Origin of the sequence: Nocardioides sp. Root151 (assembly GCF_001427925.1) — a bacterium.
In the GTDB taxonomy this organism is placed as follows: Bacteria; Actinomycetota; Actinomycetes; order Propionibacteriales; family Nocardioidaceae; genus Nocardioides.
Genome location: NZ_LMGG01000005.1, coordinates 387,584 through 400,910, shown reverse-complemented (window position 1 = coordinate 400,910; position 13,327 = coordinate 387,584). Strand labels below are relative to the sequence as shown.

The window sequence follows — 13,327 nt, the reverse complement described above, 5'->3', positions numbered from 1 at the left end:
GCGCTCTCCGCGGGAGTACCGGGGCGACCCGGAAATGCTCGAGTTGCCCGAACGGGTCAACGATGCAGGTTCCAGAACTGGTGGACCAGCCCGCTGGGAGAGGTGATCGACTCGACGGTGAAGGCATCCTCGATGCCGCTCGTCCCCTCCCAGATCGACACACCCTTGCCGAGGGTGATCGGCACGATCACCAGGTGCATGAAGTCGATCAGCCCCGCCTGGAGGAACTGCCGGACGGTCGAGGGCCCACCACCGATGCGGACGTCGCCACCGCCGGCGGCCTCCTGGGCCAGGTGAAGCACCTCCTCCGGCGTACCGTCCACGAAACGGAAGCTCGTCCCGTTGGGGAAGTCGATCGTCGGGTGGGGATGATGGGTCAGGACGAACACCGGTGTCCGGAACGGCGGCTCATCGCCCCACCAACCCCGCCACCCGTCATCGGGCCACTCGCCGACCTGCGGGCCGAACTTGCGTCGCCCCATGATCTCGGCGCCGACGCCCTGACCCCACGTGCTGGTCAGGGCATGGTCGAAGGTGAAGGGCGAGTCCACCTGGTCGACGCCGTGGATGGCCCTGCCGTCGAAGCGCGAGAAGAGCTGTTCCGCACCACCGATCGGGGCGTCGAGTGTCACGTGGTCGCCGGCGGAATAGCCGTCGAGGGAGATGTTCAGGTTGTGGACCCTGGTGCGAGGCATGGCGACTCCTTCAGTCAGCGGATGCAACGGGCAGCGTGTGGACAGACCGGTGATGACAGCCGGACTCATCGCGAATCGCCGGCCCGACGTGGTGAGGTCGCGGCCTGCATCTCGAGGGTGATCCGGTCTATGGTGCTGGGCATGAACCTTCGCACCGTGCCCGCTGCCCTGGCCGTCGCCGTCCTCGCCCTCTCCGTCTCCGCCTGTGCCAAGGACAAGGACACGACGACCACCGAGTCGGGGGTGAAGGTGGTCGAGAAGGGCACGTTGACCATCTGCACCCACCTGCCCTACGAGCCGTTCGAGTTCACCGAGAAGGGCGAGGTCGTCGGCTTCGACATCGACGTGCTCAAGCTCGTGGCGCAGAACGAGGACCTCAAGACGAAGGTCATCGACACGCCGTGGGAGACCATCGTCTCCGGCAACGCGCTCGACAACGGCGACTGCGACGTGGCCACCGGCGCGATGACGATCAAGCCCGAACGGGTCAAGGTGATGGACTTCAGCAACCCGTACTTCGAGGCCACCCAGGCGATGCTGGTCAAGAAGGGCTCGGGCTACTCCGACCTCTCCGACCTGGCCGGCAAGCGGATCGCCGTCCAGGAGGGCACCACCGGTGAGACCTACGTCGAGGAGAACCTCCCGAAGGGCGCCGAGAAGGTCTCCTACGAGGACTCGGTCCTGATGATGGAAGCCGTGAACAGCGGTGACGCCGACGCAGGGGTCAACGACAACGGCCTGGTCAACTACTACGTCGCGCAGAACGACGGCGTCGAGGTGAGCAAGGAGTTCGCGACCGGTGAGAAGTACGGCTTCTCGGTGGCGAAGGATGACAACCCCGAGCTGCTCAAGGCGATCAACGAGGCGATCGCCGACAAGGCGGAGATGGACAAGCTCAAGGAGAAGTGGTTCGGCACCGCCGGGTGATGCCTCGATCCGTGTCCCTCCGGACCACGGTCGTGCACTCCGCGCGGCCTGACGGGAGTTTCCAATGGCGCTGAGCAAGCGCAAGCGCGCGGCCTATCTCCGCTACGCGCAGTACGCCCTGATAGTCCTCGTCGTGGCCGTCATCGCCTTCGCGGCGGACTGGGCGTCACTGCGGGACTCGTTCTTCAAGCCCGACCTGGTCAGGGAGCAGTTCCCCGACATCTTGAAGACGGCACTGAAGAACACGATCATCTACACCGCGTGCGGGTTCGTCTTCGGCCTGCTGCTGGGTCTCGTGCTCGCCCTGATGCGGCTCTCGAGCATCGGCCCGTGGCGCTGGCTCTCCACCGCGGTCATTGAGCTCTTCCGCGGTCTGCCTGCACTGGTCGTGTTCCTCGCCCTGGGCCCCGGCTTCTCGCGTGCGTTCCCCGACTACGAGATCCCCGGCGGCGGCCTCGGTGTCGCCACCCTGGCTCTCGGCCTCGTCGGTGGCGCCTACATGGCGGAGACGATCCGGGCCGGCATCCAGGCCGTGCCGAAGGGCCAGATGGAAGCCGCCCGCTCCCTGGGCATGTCGCACTCGCGGGCGATGATCTCGATCGTGATCCCGCAGGCGTTCCGGATCATCCTGCCGCCGCTGACCAACGAGCTGATCCTGTTGACCAAGGACTCCTCACTGATCTACATCCTCGGCCTCTCGCTCGACGAGTACGACCTCACCAAGTGGGGTCGCGAGGGCATGAACAGCGCGGCCAACCTGACCCCGATCATCGTGGTGGGGCTCTGCTACCTGCTCATCACGGTGCCGTTGTCGATCGTCGTACGCCGCATGGAAGCCAAGTCTGAGAGGGCCCGCTGATGACCACCTGGAGCGCGGGCGAGCCACACGTCCCGAGTGACCGCAGCACGGCCGCGATCGACGTACAACAACTGCACAAGTACTTCGGCAGCAACGAGGTCCTCAAGGGGATCGACTTCCACGTCGGTGTCGGCGAGGTGGTCTGCGTGATCGGGCCGTCTGGCTCGGGCAAGTCCACCCTGCTGCGCTGCGTGAACATGCTGGAGACTCCGACCAGCGGCAAGATCTTCGTCGAGGGCGACGAGATCACCGACCCCGACGCGGACGTCGACAAGCTCCGCTCGCGGATCGGCATGGTGTTCCAGTCGTTCAACCTCTTCCCGCACATGACGGTGCTGAGGAACCTCTGCATCGCCCAGCAGCGGGTCAAGGGGCGGTCGAAGTCCGAGTCGGTCGAGATCGCGCGGGCCAACCTGGCCAAGGTGGGGCTGTCCGAGAAGGAGGACGCCTATCCGGCGCACCTGTCGGGTGGTCAGTCGCAGCGCGTGGCGATCGCCCGTGCCCTGTCGATGGAGCCCGACATGATGCTCTTCGACGAGCCCACGTCGGCGCTCGACCCGGAGCTGGTCGGCGACGTGCTGCAGGTGATGAAGGACCTCGCCTCGGAGGGCATGACGATGATGGTCGTGACCCACGAGATGGGCTTCGCCCGCGAGGTCGGCAACAAGCTGGTCTTCATGGACGGCGGCGTGATTCTCGAGGAGGGCGTTCCGGCGGAAGTGCTCGCCAACCCCCAGCACGAGCGCACGCAAGGGTTCCTGTCCAAGGTGCTCTGACCGGCCGCTGGGTCACATCTGCGCCGCGCCGGCCCTGATCGCCTCGCGGATCCTCACGTAGGTCCCGCACCGGCAGATGTTGCGGATGCCATCGAGGTCGGCATCGGTGATGGAGCGACTCTCGCTGCGTACCTTCTTCACCAGGGCGACCGCAGCCATGATCTGGCCGGGCTGGCAGTAGCCGCACTGGGCGACGTCACGGTCGATCCAGGCTTCCTGCATCGGGTGCAGGTCCTTGCCCACCGTTGCCGGAAGTCCCTCGATGGTGGTGATCTCGTCGTCGTCCTCCAGCGCCCCGACCGGGACCGAGCACGGGTTGAAGGCCTTGCCGTTGACGTGGCTGGTGCAGGCCTTGCAGACGTTGATCCCGCAGCCATACTTGGGCCCGGTGATGCCGAGAATGTCGCGCAGCACCCAGAGGAGGCGTACGTCGTCCTCGACGTCGACGGTGACGGTCTCGCCGTTGACCTTGAAGGTGTGGGTGGGCATGTCGGCATCCTCAGTAGGTGTGGGAGAGACCGTCGGTGGGCGATGCCGGCAACGGTGGCTCGAACGACTTCGGGGTGAAGAAGAGCGGTGCACTGTGGTTGACCGGGAACTCCGTCGGCAGCGTTCCAGTCGCCCGGGCGTACGCCGTCGCCACGGCCGCGGCGCTGGTGGCGACCGGGAACTCGCCGGCGCCGCCGGGTTCCTCGGTCGTCGAGGGCATCACGATGATCTCGAGTTGGGGTGGGGCGTTCCACTGGCGGGTGTAGGCGTAGTTGTCCCAACTGGCCTCGAGGAAGTGACCGTCCTCGAGGTGCATGCTCGAGGTGAGGGTCATCGCGAGGCCGTCCATGATTCCGCCCATCATCTGGGCTTCGAGCCCGCGCGGGTTGATCACCAGCCCGACGTCGATGGCGAACACGACCTTGGTCACCCGAGGCCCCGTGACCGCCTCGGGGACCTCACGACTGACCGTCTCAGGACGGCAGTCGATCTCAACCAGGCAGGCGCTGAAGCCGTGATACTCCTCGTGTACCGCGATGCCCTGGGCCGTCCCGGCCGGCATCTGCCGCCCCCAACTGCCCACCTGGGCAACTTTGTCGAGCACCGCCCGTCCGCGCGCGCGGCGGATGAACTTGCGGCGGAACTGATAGGGGTCGGAGTTGACCAGATGGGCGATCTTGTCGACCGTGAGCTCGCGCGCGGTTGCCGCGTTCGGTGAGTAGATGCCGCGCATCGAGCCCGTGTTGAATCCGTGGTCGACCTCGTTGAGCAGGTTCGTCGTGACTCCGAAGTTGTAGTGCGTTCCCTGGGTCAGTGCGTAGACCGTCTCGGAGAAGCCGAGGTCCACGACAGGGAGTTCCGCAGCAGCCGCGGTGAGGACGTCGCCGAACCCGTGCGTGAAGTCGGTGGCCACGCTGGTGTGTCGCTGATCCCAAGTGAGGACGCTGCCGGCCAGGACCGTTGCCCGGATCCGGGAGGTGGCCATGGGGTGGACCCGACCTACGCGGGCGTCGTCCACCCGGTGCCACATGAGCTTGACCGGCACGCCCATCTCCTTCGAGACCTCGGCGGCCTCGATCGCGGCGTCGGAGAAGGCCTTGCGCCCGAAGGCCCCGCCTCCCAGCGTGACGTGCACGGCCACCGCTTTCTCGGGAAGCCCCACCTTTTCGGCGATGTCCTTGCGGGCCACGAGCGGCACTTGCAGGCCCGACCAAACCTCCGCCCGGTCACTGCGTACGTCGGCGATGGCGCAGTTGGTCTCCAACGCGGCGTTGCTCGCGAATCGGAACGTGAAGTCGGTCTCGACCGTCTGTGCCAGCACCGGCACCTTGGGCACGAGCAGCGGGATCTCGGCCTTGCGCAGGTCGGCCAGCACGTCGGCGTCCGACTTGCGGCCGGCGGTGCCCTCGGTCCATTCCGCGCGCACCACACGGATGGCGTCGATGCATTGCCCGAAGGTGCGGGCACGGATGGCGATGCCGGTGCTGACCAACGCCACGTGCGTGACCCCGGGCATGGCCTTGACCTCGTCGTGGTTGAGCAAGCGGATCGGCTTGCCGTTCAGGCGCGGTGCCCGGCAGACCATCGTCGGCAGAGCGCCGGGGACCTTCAGGTCCATGGCGAACTCCTTGGTGCCGGTGACGGAGGCATGGGCGTCCGTGCGTCCCTTCGGCTGGCCGACCATCGTGAGCTCCGACAGGGGCTTCAGGGGTGCGACCAGCGGGGTGTCCTCGTCGACGGCGGCATCCACGGCGAGGTCGCCGTAGGCGATCCTCGAACCGTCGGGGCAGACCACGTGTCCGTCCGCGGTGCGCAGGGTCGATGCGGAGTGTCCGGTGCGCCTGGCAGCGGTCTCGACGAGGCGCTTTCGCGCCGCAGCTGCCATCGTCCGGATCGGCCGGTACGTCGACATGGTGCTGTTGGAGCCACCGGTGAACTGGTTCATCAGCAGCTCGGGGCGCGCGTCGGCGAGTGTGACGCTCACGTCCTGGATGGGCATGTCCAGCTCGTCGGCGATCAACATTGCCGTCGACGTGGTGATGCCTTGGCCGTTCTCGGAGCGGTGGAGGGCGAAGTGTGCGACGCCGGCGGTGTCCAGCGTCAGGTGGATCAGACTGGCGGTCGGGAGGACCGTGAGCATCTGTGCGTCACTCACGTCGAAGATGTCGGCGGGCCCGTCAGGGGTCGGCACGACCAGGCCGCCCCCGCTCGCCGACGCAGGCGGGGCCGTGGCCACGTCGCCGAGGAGGCGGGCCGTGACGGTGAGTGTCGGCGCGGCCAGCAGGAGGCCGACGAATCGCCGTCGCCCCAGTGCCGAGCCTGTCGTGTCAGGCACTTCGGGAGGAGTGCTCTCGACCGAGCCGGGTGTGCGCCGAAATGGCCTGCTCATGCCTCGTGCCTCTTCCGTGTCGGTGCTCATCACGGCAGGACACGCCTCATCGGTGCCCGGAGCCTCCGTGTCGTTCCCCAAATTGTCATCACACGAACGGGTGTCCTCGCGTCCCCACTCAGGAGGGGACCAGTCCTCCCATAGGGGCGACAGGAGCGAGACCGGTCGCTGAGCGGCCGGGTCAGACCAGCTCTCCGCGCTTCCTGTCCAGGTAGGGCGATCTCGGCGGAGTTCTCGGTGGCGGCCTGTACCGCGCGGCCGGAGAGTCGCGCGTAGCCATCCCGCGCGGCAGTTCAGCGCTGCCCAGGACACCCTACGGTCGCTGCGGCACGGGGAGTGTGAGGGCATCCGACGTCACGCCCGCGGGGATGCGCCGGTTCGTCAAGCGGCAGGGCGTCCCGTGGCCCAAGGTGAAACCGAAGATGCCCAAGACAGCCAAGTACGGCCCGCGATCGCGACTGTCTGCGTGCCGTCGGGCAACAGGCCTCGAGTGTCGGTGGAAGCGGGTGCGCGAAGATGTGATTGGCTGGCGGACGGCCAGGAAGTGGGAAGCGTTTCACACGGCGCGCTACAAGAAGCAGGCCGGACACCTTCCCATCGGGATGCCGAGGGGACTGTGATGAATGATGAGATCGGCGAGTGGTACCTCGCTCATCCGTGGGGAATCAGCATCGGGTGGATGAGTTTCGGTACTCGCCTCAGTCGGGGGAATCCTGCCATGTCGAAGGCGAAGGTCCCACGGAACTCGCTACCATCGACCTCCATCGCGATCCTGACTGGCGTACCTGGTGGTTGCAGAACGTGACGGACGACAATGACTTCTTCCTGTTCGTGGAGGACCGGGAGAAACTGCGCTTCATGCATCGCAAGCCAGGCCGGGACGGGCGTTGCTCGACGACCTGTTACGCGCCCGTGGAGCTCTACCTCGGGTTGAAGAACGAGCGCGACGTCAGCCGGGAACTGTTCCGTGGGCTGTACGCCTATGCGGCGCAGAAGCGTGGCCGGCCGGAGCCTCCGCCGTCCCGCCGTACCACGACGGCAGGTGAGCGGCGAAGGCTCAGATTGCCGTTCCGATCAGACGGTCGGGTCGGGCAGGAGCTCGCGGACCTCCTGCGAGCACCGGCAGGCGACCGCGATCTTGGCGGCCCACTCGAGGGCCTCCTCGCGTGAGTCGACCTCGACGACGGCGAACCCGCCGAGGACCTCCTTGGTCTCCGGGTAGGGACCGTCGGTGATCGTGCCGTCGGTGGCCACCACGCTGGCCCGCTGGCTCTCGAGCCCTCCACCGAAGACCCAGGCGCCCGCGGCCCGGGCCTCCTCGACCACCGCGTTGGCGGCCCTGGCGACGTCGGGCAGCTCTTCGTCGGGAAAGTCCATCCAGCCGTCATCGAACGAGATCAGGTACTGCGTCATCGCACAACTCCCTTGTCCCGGCGCTCGCTTCAGGGCGCCTCTCACCTCTGCTACGAACGGCCTGTGCCGGATCCGACAGTCTCCCAGAAGAAACTCTCGCCAGATCTGGCTCAGACCAGCTCGCCGCGCTTCCGGCCCAGGTAGGCGATCTCGGCCGAGTTCTGGGTGGCGGTCATCGCCACGTCGTACGCCTCCTTCGCCTCGACGGTGCGACCCAGCCTGCGCAACAGGTCGGCCCGGGTGGCGTGCCAGGCGTGGTAGCCCTCCAGCGGCAGCCGGTCGACCAGGGCCAGACCGACCGAGGGGCCGTCGAGCTCGGCGACCGCGACCGCCCGGTTGAGCGCGACGATCGGAGACGCGTCGAGTCGGGTCAGCTGGTCGTAGAGCGCGACCACCTGCGACCAGTCGGTGTCCGCCGCGCTCGGGGCGTCGGTGTGGACGGCGTTGATCGCGGCCAGCATCTGATAGCGACCTGGCCGGTTGATCGCCAGGCACTCGCGGACCAGGTCGTGGCCCTCGGCGATAAACGCGTGGTCCCAGCCGGCGCGGTCCTGCTCGCCGAGCGGGACCAGCTGACCGTTGCGTACCCGGGCCTCACGCCTGGCCTCGGTGAGCACCAACATCGCGAGGAGCCCGGTCACCTCTGGTTCGTCGGGAAGCAGCTGGTGCAGGATGCGGGCCAGCCGGATCGCCTCGCCGGTCAGCTCGGCGCGCACCGGGTCGCCGTCGCCACTCGCGAGGTAGCCCTCGTTGAAGACGAGGAACAGCACCGTCAGGACGCCGCCGAGGCGCTCGGGAAGATCGGCGGCCTCGGGCACCCGGTAGGGCACCTTCGCGGCCGCGATCTTCTTCTTCGCACGGGTGATGCGTTGGCCCATCGTGGTCTCGGGCACGAGGAACGCCTGCGCGATCTCGGGCACGGTCAGGCCGCCGAGGAGGCGCAGGGTCAGGGCGACGCGCGCCTCCGACGCCAACGCCGGGTGGCAGCAGGTGAAGAGCAGTCGCAGCCGGTCGTCCTCGACCGGCCCGGTGGGGGTGTGGGGTGTGTCGTCGTGGTCCATGAAGGCCGCCTGGTGCTTCTTGTCGCGCAGCTTCTCGCGGCGGAGTCGGTCGATCGCGCGGTTGCCCGCGGTGGTGGTGAGCCACCCGCCCGGGTTGGGAGGTACGCCGGACTCCGGCCACTTCTCCAACGCGGTGACGAACGCCTCGCTCGCCGCCTCCTCGGCGATGTCGATGTCACCGAAGCGGCGTACGAGCGAGGCGATGAGGCGGCCGTACTCCTCGCGGAAGACCCGCTCGACGGCCGCCTGCCCGGTCTGCGTCACTGCGCTGTCTTGAAATGGGCTGTCTCGAGCTGCGCTGTCGACATCCTGGGCTCAGGCCAGTCCGTCGAACGGGCGGACCTCGACCTTGCCGCGGCAGGCCTTGGACGCCTCGGCCGCGAGCTTGAGCGCCACGTCGAGGTCGGGCGCCTCGATCACCCAGAAGCCTCCGATGAGCTCCTTGGTCTCGAGGTAGGGACCGTCGGTCACCACCGGCGTCTCGCCCTGGCCGTCGACGACGGTCGCAGTCGACGCGGGCTGGAGGCCGCCGGCGAAGACCCAGTAGCCGTCGGCCTTGAGCTTGTCGTTGAAGCGGCCGGTCTCGGCGAAGGACTCCTCCATCGCCTCCCTCGAGCCGTAGTTGCCGAACTCCTCCATCTCGGCCGGACCGTGCACGGACATCAGATATGCAGTCATCACGTTTCTCCTCAGTTCCGGGCGGTCCCGATGACCGCCTTCAACCCCACTACGAACGGAAGGCCACCGATACGACAACCTGCCACAGGAGTCTCGAATCGAACCAGAGAAAAAAATTCTCAGCTGACCTGTCGAATCCGTCGAGACCCGTTCGTGGAAGTGGCATGAGCAGGTCGCACAGGGCGGCCAGCAGGAGAAACGGAGTTCGACATGTCCACCACGCAGATCCCCACCACGCAGGTCACCACCCACAGCGCGTCGACCGACGAGCGCCAGCCGGTCTGGAAGCACGGTGTCGCCGCTGCGGTTGTTGCCTCGGTCGCCACCACCGTCCTCGCGGCGATCGCGTCGGCCGCCGGTGTCTCGTTCGCGAACACCTCTGGCGGAGAGAGCATCCCGATCCTCGGGTTCACCCAGTTGACCCTGGTCTTCTCGCTCATCGGCGTCGGCATGGCCGCCGTGATGGCCCGCAAGGCCCGTCACCCGCGTTCCACCTTCGTGCGTACGGCGGTCGCGTTGACCGTGCTGTCCTTCGTCCCCGACGTCACGTTCGGGTTCGACGCGGGCTCCGCGGTCACCCTGATCGCCCTGCACGTCGTCGCCGCGGCGATCGTGGTCCCGACCCTGGCGCGTCGACTGGCCGACGCACGTTGATCGGGTCGGGCCGTGGACGAAGCGGCCGCGTGACCATCCGGCCGGGCCGACATGGCCCGGCCGGTTCGGCGTGCGCTCAACGGCCTGCGACAGTGGGTGGTTTCGAGACCCTTCGAGACGCCTCGTCCCTCGGCTCCTCAGGACAAGCGTTCGTTCCTCGCTCCTCAACCACCGTCGCCTCTCCCGGCGTGAGCCACCACGGGCGTGAGAGCCAGGCGGCGAGGCCGGCGCCTGCAGTGTTGAGCAGAACGTCGTCCACGGACGACACCCGGTCGAGCAGCAGCACGAACTGCGCCACCTCGATCAGCAGCGAGCAGCTCGCGGCGAACAGCAGCACCCGGGGCCACGAGGCCAGCGGCGCGATCCGCAGGGGCGCGAAGAAGCCCAGGGCGGAGAGGACCAGCAGGTTGCCGACAATGCCGAGACTGCCCATCGAGACCAGGTCGCGGAACGGCACCAGGCTGACCCGGCCGAGCACATCGCCCGCGTGACTCCCCGGCATCATCGTCATCCACACCCACGGCACCGTCCCGTAGACCATCCCGACGTCCGCGAGCGCCGTACGCCACGCCCCGGACCGTGGGGTGCCGGAGGCCCTGCGCCACTGGGCGAGGGCGACCACCACCAGTGCGGCCAACGGCACCGCGACCACGGTGAGGAACGCGACGCCGGTGAACGTGCCGAACAAGCCGTACCAGCTCATCAACCTCACTGCTGCATCCTCGGGTCCTGCGTCGGGTCGTCGTACATCTCGGGGCAGCCGTCATCGGCAGCCTCGGTGCGCAGCTCGAAGTGCCACGGTTCGTTGCGGTAGATCTGGCACAGGCCGTAGTCGTCACCGTGGTCGGCCAGCCACTCCGCGGACTCCGGTGGACCGAGGTCGATCGCGTCGCCCGACACGTGGGCTGAGGTCTCCGGGGTGGCCACCCACCTCGAGGCCTCCTCCATCGACCCGTACTGCGAGACCGCCTCGTTGAGGAGCTGCTGCTGGTACGCCGCCGACCGCCAGCCACTGTTCACGTGGAACCCGACGTGGTCGTCGGCGGCATCGTCAGCGGCCTCGCGCAGCGCCGCGAGCAGGTCGGGGTCGAGGTTGCCCACCGCAGGTACGTCGTCGTCGAAGACGGTCGTGCCGTCCGGGACGTGACCCGAACCGCCGAGTGACGGGCGGGCGCGGGTGCCCAAGAGCTGCCCGGGGCCGCCCTGGTCCGATGGGTCGATCTCGAAGCCGAACACGCCGGATCCGGAATGGCGCTGGGTCAGGTCGCTGGCGGGCAGCGCGATCGCGACGAGCGCCGCGCAGGCCACGGCGAGCACGGCCAGGATCATCAGGCGGGTACGGCGACCACGGGTTGCTGCTGGGTTTCGAAGGGTCATGCCTCGAGTCAAGGCATCGTCGCGTTGCGAGGACGTATGCGGTTTTGGATACGCCGGCGATATGCGCAAGCTCGTAGCATCAGGCGTGTGCGTGTGCTGATCGTCGAGGACGAGCCCTACCTGGCCGAGGCCATCCGCGACGGCCTGCGCCTCGAGGCGATCGCCTCGGACATCGCCGGCGACGGGGACACCGCGCTCGAGCTGCTCGGTCTCAACGCCTATGACATCGCCGTCCTCGACCGCGACATCCCGGGGCCCTCGGGGGACGAGGTCGCCCAACGCGTGGTCGCCTCCGGCAGTGGCATGCCGATCCTGATGCTGACCGCGGCCGACCGGCTCGACGACAAGGCCTCCGGCTTCGAGCTGGGTGCCGACGACTACCTCACCAAGCCGTTCGAGCTCCGCGAGCTGGTGCTCCGACTGCGGGCTCTCGACCGACGACGGGCGCACCACCGGCCACCGGTGCGTGAGATCGCTGGCCTGCGCCTGGACCCGTTCCGCCGTGAGGTCTACCGCGACGACCGTTATGTCGCGCTGACCCGCAAGCAGTTTGCCGTACTCGAGGTCCTGGTCGCGGCCGAAGGCGGAGTGGTCAGTGCGGAGGACCTGCTGGAGCGGGCCTGGGACGAGAACGCCGACCCGTTCACCAACGCGGTGCGCATCACGGTCTCGGCGTTGCGCAAGCGGCTCGGTGAGCCCTGGATCATCGCCACCGTGCCCGGTGTCGGCTACCGCATCGACACGGGAGACGGCAGTGACTAGGGCGCCGGGGCTGAGCGTTCGGCTCAAGCTCACGCTCAGCTACGCCGGCTTCCTGATCGTGGCCGGCGGCCTGCTGCTCGCCACCGTGTGGGTGTTCCTGCTGCGCTACGTGCCCGAGCGCGCGCAGTACGGCCCCGGACCGGCCCCGTTCAACCCCACCCGCTCCGACCTGCTCGAGGCGTTCGCGCCGAGGGCGGCCCAGGCGATGGCCTTCCTGCTGGTCTTCGGGTTGATCGGTGGATGGTTCCTCGCCGGTCGGATGCTGGCTCCGCTGACCCGCCTCACCCAGGCCACCCACCTGGCCGCAGAGGGCTCGCTATCCCACCGGATCCGTATGGAGGGACGCAAGGACGAGTTCCGCTCACTCGCCGATGACTTCGACACGATGCTCTCCCGGCTCGAGGCGCACGACGCCGAGCAGCAGCGGTTCGCGGCCAACGCCTCCCACGAGCTGCGCACGCCGCTGGCAATCGTCCAGACCCTGCTCGAGGTGGCCCGCAACGAGCCGAACCCCAACACCGACGAGCTCATCGACCGGTTGTACGCCGTCAATGCCCGGGCCATCGACCTCACCGAGGCGCTGCTCCTGCTGAGCCGTTCGGACCGCCGCGCCTTCTCTCGTGAGCTGGTCGACCTGTCCCTGCTGGCCGAGGAGACCACCGAGACGCTGCTGCCGTTGGCGGAGAAGCGCGGCATCACCATCGAGACCACCGGCACCCAGGCGGCCACCGTCGGCTCGGATGCCCTGCTGCAGCAGCTGACCACGAACCTCGTGCACAACGCGATCGTGCACAACCTGCCCGAGGCAGGCACCGTGTGGGTGGCGACCAGCGTCCAACCCGGGACCGTGGTGCTGACGGTCGAGAACACCGGCGCGAAGCTCACCGACCAGCTGGTCTGCACGCTGGCCGAACCGTTCCAGCGCGGCACGCAGCGAATCCGCACTGACCACGCCGGTGTCGGTCTCGGCCTGGCCATCGTCTCCAGCATCACGCGCGCCCACGACGGAACACTCAGGCTCACGCCGCGCGCCGACGGAGGGCTGCGCGTGACCGTGGAGCTGCCCGTCGCCTCACCACGCCGCACCCAGCCGGACGAGAGGACCTGACCATGAACGAGATCCGCGTCGCCGTCGAGCTTGTCGGTGCCGGTGGGGCCGCTCGATCAGGGCGGACGAAGGATGAGCCGGGTAGCTCCTAGGTGGTAGGGCCCATGTGGGCCGAGTAGATCCGCTCACTCGGTCCGAT

The 13,327-nt window shown here is 68.0% G+C and carries 14 protein-coding genes; 6 read left to right on the top strand and 8 right to left on the bottom strand.

The window, feature by feature from the left end; translation table 11 throughout:
* Nucleotides 1-56: 56 nt before the first annotated feature.
* A complete protein-coding gene (locus ASD66_RS17035) occupies nt 57-695 on the bottom strand; it encodes a dihydrofolate reductase family protein (RefSeq protein ID WP_056891689.1) in 639 nt (212 codons plus the stop codon).
* A 141-nt stretch (nt 696-836) separates the two neighbouring features.
* Between ASD66_RS17035 and ASD66_RS17030 the strand changes: the two genes are divergently transcribed.
* From ASD66_RS17030 to ASD66_RS17020, 3 genes are all read left to right on the top strand, one after another.
* Nucleotides 837-1,622: an ABC transporter substrate-binding protein gene (locus tag ASD66_RS17030; RefSeq protein ID WP_056891748.1), complete on the top strand. Its 786-nt coding sequence runs from the start codon at nt 837-839 to the stop codon at nt 1,620-1,622.
* A gap of 64 nt (nt 1,623-1,686) precedes the next feature.
* A complete protein-coding gene (locus ASD66_RS17025) occupies nt 1,687-2,481 on the top strand; it encodes an amino acid ABC transporter permease (RefSeq protein ID WP_056891688.1) in 795 nt (264 codons plus the stop codon).
* Nucleotides 2,481-3,257 carry an amino acid ABC transporter ATP-binding protein gene (locus ASD66_RS17020; protein ID WP_056891687.1) on the top strand — a complete coding sequence of 259 codons (777 nt, stop codon included), beginning with the start codon at nt 2,481-2,483 and terminating at the stop codon, nt 3,255-3,257. The genes ASD66_RS17025 and ASD66_RS17020 overlap by 1 nt, the downstream gene beginning before the upstream one ends.
* Nucleotides 3,258-3,269: 12 nt before the next feature.
* Here the strand turns inward: ASD66_RS17020 and ASD66_RS17015 are convergent, their stop codons facing one another.
* The 5 genes from ASD66_RS17015 to ASD66_RS16995 form a co-directional block, all read right to left on the bottom strand.
* Nucleotides 3,270-3,746, bottom strand: a complete 477-nt coding sequence (locus ASD66_RS17015) for a (2Fe-2S)-binding protein (protein ID WP_056683954.1) — start codon at nt 3,744-3,746, stop codon at nt 3,270-3,272.
* Nucleotides 3,747-3,756: 10 nt separating this feature from the next.
* Nucleotides 3,757-6,081, bottom strand: a complete 2,325-nt coding sequence (locus ASD66_RS17010) for a molybdopterin cofactor-binding domain-containing protein (RefSeq protein ID WP_235530143.1) — start codon at nt 6,079-6,081, stop codon at nt 3,757-3,759.
* 1,128 nt (nt 6,082-7,209) lie between these two features.
* Nucleotides 7,210-7,548, bottom strand: coding sequence for a YciI family protein (locus tag ASD66_RS17005; RefSeq protein WP_056683948.1), 339 nt, complete (start codon nt 7,546-7,548; stop codon nt 7,210-7,212).
* Nucleotides 7,549-7,658: 110 nt separating this feature from the next.
* Nucleotides 7,659-8,873 (bottom strand): RNA polymerase sigma factor, encoded by a 1,215-nt coding sequence (locus tag ASD66_RS17000; protein WP_056891686.1) that lies wholly within the window; start codon nt 8,871-8,873, stop codon nt 7,659-7,661.
* 51 nt (nt 8,874-8,924) lie between these two features.
* Nucleotides 8,925-9,287 carry a YciI family protein gene (locus ASD66_RS16995; RefSeq protein ID WP_056683941.1) on the bottom strand — a complete coding sequence of 121 codons (363 nt, stop codon included), beginning with the start codon at nt 9,285-9,287 and terminating at the stop codon, nt 8,925-8,927.
* Nucleotides 9,288-9,497: 210 nt separating this feature from the next.
* Between ASD66_RS16995 and ASD66_RS16990 the strand changes: the two genes are divergently transcribed.
* A complete protein-coding gene (locus ASD66_RS16990; protein ID WP_082563895.1) occupies nt 9,498-9,941 on the top strand; it encodes a DUF6069 family protein in 444 nt (147 codons plus the stop codon).
* A 76-nt stretch (nt 9,942-10,017) separates the two neighbouring features.
* On the opposite strand, the gene ASD66_RS16985 is transcribed toward ASD66_RS16990, so the two are convergent.
* Both ASD66_RS16985 and ASD66_RS16980 read right to left on the bottom strand, forming a co-directional pair.
* The gene (locus ASD66_RS16985; protein ID WP_056891685.1) at nt 10,018-10,644 is read right to left on the bottom strand and encodes a VanZ family protein; all 627 of its coding nucleotides are present in this window, start codon (nt 10,642-10,644) and stop codon (nt 10,018-10,020) included.
* A 5-nt stretch (nt 10,645-10,649) separates the two neighbouring features.
* Nucleotides 10,650-11,318 carry a M15 family metallopeptidase gene (locus ASD66_RS16980; protein ID WP_056891684.1) on the bottom strand — a complete coding sequence of 223 codons (669 nt, stop codon included), beginning with the start codon at nt 11,316-11,318 and terminating at the stop codon, nt 10,650-10,652.
* A gap of 87 nt (nt 11,319-11,405) precedes the next feature.
* On the opposite strand from ASD66_RS16980, the gene ASD66_RS16975 reads away from it, so the two are divergent.
* Together ASD66_RS16975 and ASD66_RS16970 are read left to right on the top strand one after the other, a co-directional pair.
* Nucleotides 11,406-12,080 carry a response regulator transcription factor gene (locus ASD66_RS16975; protein ID WP_056891683.1) on the top strand — a complete coding sequence of 225 codons (675 nt, stop codon included), beginning with the start codon at nt 11,406-11,408 and terminating at the stop codon, nt 12,078-12,080.
* Complete coding sequence (locus ASD66_RS16970) at nt 12,073-13,188, top strand: sensor histidine kinase (RefSeq protein ID WP_056891682.1); 1,116 nt, start codon at nt 12,073-12,075, stop codon at nt 13,186-13,188. The genes ASD66_RS16975 and ASD66_RS16970 overlap by 8 nt, the downstream gene beginning before the upstream one ends.
* Nucleotides 13,189-13,327: the final 139 nt, after the last annotated feature.

Coding starts and splice junctions, on each gene's coding strand:
- ASD66_RS16995 (WP_056683941.1), bottom strand. CDS start 9,287: ATGACTGCATATCTGATGTCCGTGCACGGTCCGGCCGAGATGGAGGAG.
- ASD66_RS17035 (WP_056891689.1), bottom strand. CDS start 695: ATGCCTCGCACCAGGGTCCACAACCTGAACATCTCCCTCGACGGCTAT.
- ASD66_RS17025 (WP_056891688.1), top strand. CDS start 1,687: ATGGCGCTGAGCAAGCGCAAGCGCGCGGCCTATCTCCGCTACGCGCAG.
- ASD66_RS16985 (WP_056891685.1), bottom strand. CDS start 10,644: ATGAGCTGGTACGGCTTGTTCGGCACGTTCACCGGCGTCGCGTTCCTC.
- ASD66_RS17020 (WP_056891687.1), top strand. CDS start 2,481: ATGACCACCTGGAGCGCGGGCGAGCCACACGTCCCGAGTGACCGCAGC.
- ASD66_RS16990 (WP_082563895.1), top strand. CDS start 9,498: ATGTCCACCACGCAGATCCCCACCACGCAGGTCACCACCCACAGCGCG.
- ASD66_RS17015 (WP_056683954.1), bottom strand. CDS start 3,746: ATGCCCACCCACACCTTCAAGGTCAACGGCGAGACCGTCACCGTCGAC.
- ASD66_RS17030 (WP_056891748.1), top strand. CDS start 837: ATGAACCTTCGCACCGTGCCCGCTGCCCTGGCCGTCGCCGTCCTCGCC.
- ASD66_RS16980 (WP_056891684.1), bottom strand. CDS start 11,318: ATGACCCTTCGAAACCCAGCAGCAACCCGTGGTCGCCGTACCCGCCTG.
- ASD66_RS17005 (WP_056683948.1), bottom strand. CDS start 7,548: ATGACGCAGTACCTGATCTCGTTCGATGACGGCTGGATGGACTTTCCC.